The sequence below is a fragment of the Calidithermus terrae genome (assembly GCF_003574345.1).
GTDB classification, from domain to species: Bacteria; Deinococcota; Deinococci; order Deinococcales; family Thermaceae; genus Calidithermus; species Calidithermus chliarophilus.
Map to the genome: position 1 here is coordinate 1 of NZ_QXDL01000219.1, position 6,335 is coordinate 6,335.

A 6,335-nucleotide genomic window follows, 5' to 3' on the forward strand; every position below is an offset into this window, starting at 1 on the left:
GGCGCGGTCGGGGGCAGGGGTACGTCCTGGGGCACCGGGCTCGCCCGTCCCGCCAGAGGACTCGCAGACATGCCGCCGGGCCCGGCGGCATGCTCGTCTGCGTGGGGGTCGCCCGGCTGGTGTACGGCCGTGCCGTCGCGGAGGGGGTCGTCAACGCCCCCAGCCCTGGCCGGGAGGGCTTGGGGGTCCTGGGCCAACTGCACGGGCGAGGCGGGCCCGGGCTCGGCGCTCGAGGCGGTGGCCACCCGGGGGTCTTCCACCATGCCTCCCGCGGCCCCGGGTCGGTCCAGCCCGGCCAGGGCCCGCGAGAGGTCGGGCCACAGCGCCCACAGCGCCCCGGCGGCGAAGACCGCTCCGCCCAGCAGCACCGCCACCAGGCGGAAGTTGAAGTGGGTCTTGTCGCGCCGGGGGTCCTTGATGCCGAAGACCCGGTTGAGCCACGCCTGCGCCCGCTCGACCGCCCGCGCCCGCCGGACGGCCCCGCGAAACTCGCGCAGCGTGGCGGCGTGGGTGGGGTTGACGGGCGGCAGCGCCGAGGGGTCGCGCAGGGACTTCAGCGCGTCGAGCAGCTCGGGCCGCTCCCGCTGGATGCGGCGCAGGGCCTGCTCGAAGGCCGGGGTGCCGGGCTCGGGCAGCTCGCCGCCGAGGGCCTGGTGGATGGCCTCGAGGGTATTCGTATATTGCTGATTGATAGGATCAGCCATGCTAACATCCTAGCAGGAGGCTCCTATAGGGTTTTTCATTCATGAGACTCTGCTCCTCTAAAGCAGCTTGTGATATGGTGATTTACGAAAGGAGATGCATGAGCATGAACCGAAGGATCATCCTCCTCTTGGCGCTGCTGGGACTCTTGGCTGCCGGGGCCGCCCTCGCCCAGGGTGGCGTGGAAACGGCGGTGGGCAACAAGGCGGGCGCGGCGCTGTGCCCGTTCATCAACATCCTCACCGGGGCGGTGGGCCGATTGGTCATCGTGGTCCTCCTCGCCGTCGCCGCGGTCAGCTACTTCGCCTGGGACGCGCGGGCGGGCAAGGCCATGGCGATCACGCTGGCGCTCGGCGGCATCGTGCTGCTCAACTTCAACGACCTGCAGAAGCTGGTCACCCAGATCGACTACTCCACCGCCAAGCCGCCCGGCAACAACCGCATCGTCATCGACTCCAGCGGCAACACCACCGTCTATTGCGGCAGCTGAGCCATGGACCCCCTGCCTCACCCCAACCTCGACCGCGTCTACACCTTCATGGGCTACCAGCCCTTCCAGATCGTCCTGGCGGGCGCGGTGCTCTTCGGGGGGATGCAGCTCAACCAGAGCCTGAAGGGGGGCTGGTGGGGCATCGGGCTCTCGCTGGCGGCGGCCTTCGCGGTGCTGCGGCTCTCGGCCCTGCTGCGTGACCGCTTCCCCGGTCGCGCCCTCGCGCACCTGCGGGCCAACGTCACCATGGCCCAGCGCTACGTGCCCGGTCGCGACCGCCAGCACGTGCCGCTGGTGCTCGAGCTCGAGCCCGACGCGCCCGCGCAGATCACCTCGGTGCACCGGCGTCAGCCGGTCCCGAAGGGGATCGTCCGTCCCCCGGTGCAGGGCCGCAGGCCCTCCCGATAGGGGATCGTCCGGCTGGTGTACGGGCCTCCCGCCGCCGGAGGCGGCGGCGTCCCGAAGGGGATCGTCCCCTGAGCCGCCTGCGCGAGCAGCCCCAGCCCGCGAGCCCCGCCAAGGCGGGGCTTCGCGCGCCAGAGAGGGGCCATAGGGGAAACACAGGAGCCACGGAGCCACAGATGTACACCAAACCCCTGCACCAGCTGCTGCCCTACTGGGAGATCCACCAGGGGGTGAGCTTCTTGGAGGACGGCCGCTTCGAGGTCGGGGCGGCCGTGGACGTGGGACCCGACCTCTTCCGCAGCGCGGGCGACCGCCAGATCCTCCTGGCGCAGCTGCGCGGGCTGCTGGAGAGCGTGGTGCCCACCGACCAGCGCCTGCGCGTGATCGTGGAGTCGCGCCGGGGCAGCGCCGAGGAGATCGCCGCCTACCGCGCGCGCAAGGGTAACGGGCGGGCGGTGTTCCGCATGCTCGCCGAGGAGCGCGCACGCATGCAGGAACGGCTGGCCCGTCGCGGCCAGCGGCTGAGCTGGAAGGTCTACTTCCTCGTCAGCGGCGGCCGGCGGAGGGTGGGCGGCGGCAGCGCGCTGGGCTACCTGCTGGGCCGGGCGCGCGCGGCGCTGGGCCTGGCGGGCCGGGCCGCCCACTACCTGCCCTTCTCCCCCGGAGAGTTCGAGGAGGCGCTGGCCGAGGCCCGCGAGCTGCGCGCGGCGCTGGTGGCCTACTTGCGCCGGGGGGGCCTCGAGGCCGAGCCGATGGACGACCAGGCCGTCTTCGGCCTGTGCTATCGCTTTTTAAACGACCACGAGCCCCCCGGACCCTACCGCCCCGACCCCCGCTACGCCAGCGAGCGCACCCTGCGGGCCGACCCTGAGCTCGACCCCCAGACGCTCAAGCGGGCGCTGGGGCGGAGCGAGATCTACAACCTCGCCCGCGACTACCTGCACCTGGGGGAGGACTACGTGCGGCTGTACAGCATGTACGGCCAGCCCGCCGCCACCCGCTACGGCCTGCTGGCCGACGCGCTCATCAACGAGCGCGCCTACCTGGTGCTCGACCTCGAGCACCCCGCCCAGAGCGCGCTGCTGCAGCGGCTGGAGAACAAGAAGCGCCAGGCCTGGCAGCTCAGCTCCGACGCCGCCAGCGCCCCCGAGTCGAGCGTGGCCAACGCGGTGGGCGACCTGCTGCAGGCCCTGCAGCGCCAGGAGAAGAGCGGGGAGCACTTCCTGCGCTGGGGCGCGAGCCTGCTGGTGCGCGGGGAGAGCGTCGAGCACCTCGACGCCATCGAGCGCATCATCCTGCCGCGGCTGGGCGACACGCTGGGGGCTCGCTGGCGCCGCCAGCAGGAGTACCTGGCCTACCCCTTCAGCCTGCTGCTGCCCTTCAGCGGCCGCAGCCAGGACACCACCTTCACCACCCTCTCCGAAAACGCGGCCCAGGTCGCGGTCTTCTTCGGCCCCTGGGTGCGCCCCAAGCTCGACAGCGCGACCTGCCTCACCACCAACCGCTTCAGCGCCTTCGTGGGCATCGACCTCTTTGACCCCAAGGCCACCAACTGGAACACCGCCGTGCTGGGCGCGTCGGGCTCGGGCAAGACCTTCACCGTGCAGAGCTTGCTCTCCGACGCCATGGCCGAGGGCGACCTCGAGCTGATCCTGGTCGACAAGAAGGGGGACTACGCCCCGCTGGTGAGCCTGGCGGGCGGGGCCACCATCCCCATCGCCCCCGGCGCGGGCGTCACGCTCAACATGTTCGACCTGCCCCCCGGCGAGACCGAGCCTTCGGAGGAGAAGCTGACGTTCCTGCAGCGGGTCTTCCACATCCTCAAGGGCAACGCCGCGGCCTCCGACCCCGACCTCCACCTCAAGGAACAGTTGTGGATGGAGGCGGTGCGCACCGCCTACCGCGCGGCCCGCGAGCGGGTGGCCGGGGAGGCGGCGGACGGGTGGCGGCTGCGGCCCATCACCCTCTCGGAGGTGCTGTCCACCCTGGGGGCGCTGGGCCAGCTGGCCGGGCGCTCGATCGGGGTGGAGGAGAAGGCCCTCGCCCGCAAGCTGGCGGTGGAGCTGTCGGTGTGGACCCAGGGGGCGATGGGCCGCTTCCTGGACGGGCAGACCAACGTCCACATGGGGGACAACCCGGTCATCTACTTCGACATCGCCGGCTTCGACGCCTTCGACGACGTGCGGGTGACGGCGCTGGGCGTCAGCCTCATCGCCCAGCTGATCTACGCCCGGCTCAACAACTCCCCCCGCGACCGCCGCAAGATCGTCGTCTTCGACGAGGCCCACGCGGTGTTCAAGATCAAGGCCTCGGCCGATCTGGTCACCGACCTCTACCGCCGCGCCCGCAGCTACGGGGCGGGGGTGTGGACCATGACCCAGAGCATCGCCGACTACCAGGGGCCCTACGTCCAGGGGGTGCTCGACTCGACGAGCGTGTTCATGATCCTGCGGGTGCCCGAGCAGGAGGAGCTGGTGGTGCAGACGCTGGGCCTGCCCGAGGCCTGCACCGCCCAGCTGCGCACCCTCGAGCGGCGCAACGGGGAGTGGAGCGAGCTGCTGTACGTGATGCGCCGGGAGGACAGCCGGCTGCAGGGCGACATCCTGCGCGTCGCGCCGACCCCGCTCGACTACTGGGCCTTCACCTCCAGCGCCGCCGACGTGGCCCGCCGCCGGCGCCTGGAGGCGGAGCGGGGCAGCCTGCTGGCAGCGCTGGGCGAGCTGTCGGGGGCGGAGGTTTCGCGCTATAAGCGCTGGTTTGAGGAGGAGCAAGATGCGCGCGAGGTTGTTTAAGACTCTACCCTGGCTACTGGCGCTGACCCTCTCGCCGGCGCGGGCGGTCGAGGCGCCCGACTTCACCTTCTTCACCGTCCCCGACCTCTACGTCGCCGAGCCGACGGTCGGCACCATCCAGACCGGCGACAGGAACAACCCCTTCGCGGTGGTGCTGGCCTGGCTGCTGAACAACGCGGTGGGGCTGCCCGCGAGCACGGACGCCCAGCAGCAGGTTCCCCTCTCGCGCCTGCTGGGCAACGTGTGCGCGGTCCACGAGGGCAAGCCCATCGGGGCCATCGCCTGCCCGCTGAGCAGCCTCTACCGCCGGGCGCTCGCCACGGTGAACAGCCTGGGCAGCCGGGCGGGCAACCTGGCGAACAGCATCCTCAACGACTTCCTGGGCCTGCTGGGCAACGCGGTGGCCAACCAGCTCAACAGCTGGGTGGCGGGGGCCATCGGCATGGACAACGTCAAGGCCGTCGCCAGCGGGCTGCAGGCGGCGGAGGACTGGCTGGCCGACACCGTGGCGGCCGTCGAGCGTCAGGTGCGGCGCAGCGCCTACCGCGCCAGCTCCTCCTGGCTGATGGAGCTCTTCCCCCAGGGGGGCCTCACGCTCACGGCGCAGGGCGAGGCCGAGCGGCGCGAGGAGGCCCGCCAGAAGGCGGGGGCGCTGGTGGGGGCGCTGCAGGCCACCAACGTCGCCGCGGTGGGGCAGGCCCAGGAGGCCGAGAGCACCCGCCAGGCGCTGCGTAACCAGGTGGCCCAGGCCGAGGAACACGCCCCCCAACTCTCGCGCGTGGCCCAGGCCCTGGCCGGGGTGACCACCGACCTCGCGGCCAAGGCCGAGCCGGTGGCCTCCGCCCGCGAGCGCGCCATCCGCGCGGAGGCCAGCGTGCGGGGAGTGCTGGTGGAGATGGGCGCGCTGCAGATCGACGCGCTCAAGATGCAGCTGACCTCGGAGGACCGGCTGGTGCGGCTGGCCAAGGAGCAGATCCTGGCGCAGGCCGCCACCAACCAGATCCTCGCCGCCCAGACCAAGCTGCTCGTCCACCAGGCCATGCGGCAGCTCGAGGGGGTCGAGGACGCCTCCCGCGCCGCGGCCGAGGCCTTCGTCCGGCAGCTCGCCGCCACCAGCGCCACGCTGGAGGGCATGTACCGCATGCCCGCCGAGCTGAGCGAGACCCAAAAGACCATGGAGGAGGTCTATTGATGCTGCGCGCGCGCGTCCTGCGGGCGTGGGGCCTGCTCGGCCTGTTTGCGCTGGCCCCACTGGCCTGGGCCCAACCCCTGCCCCAGCCCCCCGAGCAGTTCACCCTCGAGCAGGGCCTCTCCATCGTGCAGGCCCTGGCCGACCCCGCCCGCTACAGCGAATACTTCCCCGACACCGACCGCTGGCTGCCCTTCTACGGGCGCAAGCTGCGCGAGTACAAGGTGCCGGTGCTGCTGTACAACTTCGGGCTGGTGCTGCTGGTGCTGGGGGTGGCCGCCACCTTCTGGCAGGCCAAGCTGGGCCGGCTGAGCCCGGCGCTGGCCCTGGTCCGGCTGGTGCTGGTGGGCGCGGCCTGGCAGACCCTGGTCATCCCCCCGCAGCACAACGGCTGCACCGAGGCGAGCCGGCACAGCTACCCCTGCACGCTCAGCAGCCAGCACAAGCCCAAGGAGATCTCCTACGTCACCACCGACCCCGCCACCGGCGGCTACGTCACCGCCAGCAAGACCGTGACCGTCGAGGAGCCCACCGCCCCCGAGCTTCCGCTGCACCAGGGGCTGAAGTCGCTGTACAAGGACGTGTTCCTCAACTCGGCCAACCAGGCCATCATCGCCTCGCTCAAGAACGAGGGCAAGGGCATCAAGCAGGTGCAGACCATGGTGCTCAACCTCTCCATCACCTCCTGGATCGCCGCCAGCGCGGGGGCGGTGAGCCAGAGCGTCAACCCCCTGCTGCGCTGCGGGCTGGGGGCGGC

5 protein-coding genes and 1 pseudogene are annotated in these 6,335 nt (G+C 71.6%); 5 read left to right on the forward strand and 1 reads right to left on the reverse strand.

Annotated features, from left to right (window positions below; genetic code table 11):
* Window positions 1-704, reverse strand: a 704-nt coding sequence (locus Mterra_RS17770; RefSeq protein WP_476727200.1) for a serine/threonine-protein kinase, incomplete at its 3' end; no start/stop codon positions are given.
* Between the two features lie 104 nt (window positions 705-808).
* Here Mterra_RS17770 and Mterra_RS17775 point away from each other — a divergent pair.
* The 5 genes and pseudogenes from Mterra_RS17775 to Mterra_RS17795 all read left to right on the forward strand — a co-directional run.
* Entirely contained in the window at window positions 809-1,192 is a 384-nt protein-coding gene (locus tag Mterra_RS17775; RefSeq protein ID WP_147372918.1) for a hypothetical protein, read from the forward strand.
* A 3-nt stretch (window positions 1,193-1,195) separates the two neighbouring features.
* Window positions 1,196-1,600, forward strand: a complete 405-nt coding sequence (locus Mterra_RS17780; protein ID WP_027894340.1) for a hypothetical protein — start codon at window positions 1,196-1,198, stop codon at window positions 1,598-1,600.
* Between the two features lie 173 nt (window positions 1,601-1,773).
* Entirely contained in the window at window positions 1,774-4,389 is a 2,616-nt protein-coding gene (locus tag Mterra_RS17785; protein ID WP_119316368.1) for a VirB4 family type IV secretion system protein, read from the forward strand.
* Complete coding sequence (locus tag Mterra_RS17790) at window positions 4,370-5,581, forward strand: hypothetical protein (protein WP_119316369.1); 1,212 nt, start codon at window positions 4,370-4,372, stop codon at window positions 5,579-5,581. The genes Mterra_RS17785 and Mterra_RS17790 overlap by 20 nt, the downstream gene beginning before the upstream one ends.
* Window positions 5,581-6,335, forward strand: a pseudogene (locus tag Mterra_RS17795) (hypothetical protein); the annotation flags it as partial. The gene Mterra_RS17790 and the pseudogene Mterra_RS17795, both read left to right, overlap by 1 nt.

Excerpts from the sequence above, each read along its gene's own strand:
- Mterra_RS17775 (WP_147372918.1), top strand. The coding sequence starts at position 809 with ATGAACCGAAGGATCATCCTCCTCTTGGCGCTGCTGGGACTCTTGGCT.
- Mterra_RS17780 (WP_027894340.1), top strand. The coding sequence starts at position 1,196 with ATGGACCCCCTGCCTCACCCCAACCTCGACCGCGTCTACACCTTCATG.
- Mterra_RS17785 (WP_119316368.1), top strand. The coding sequence starts at position 1,774 with ATGTACACCAAACCCCTGCACCAGCTGCTGCCCTACTGGGAGATCCAC.
- Mterra_RS17790 (WP_119316369.1), top strand. The coding sequence starts at position 4,370 with ATGCGCGCGAGGTTGTTTAAGACTCTACCCTGGCTACTGGCGCTGACC.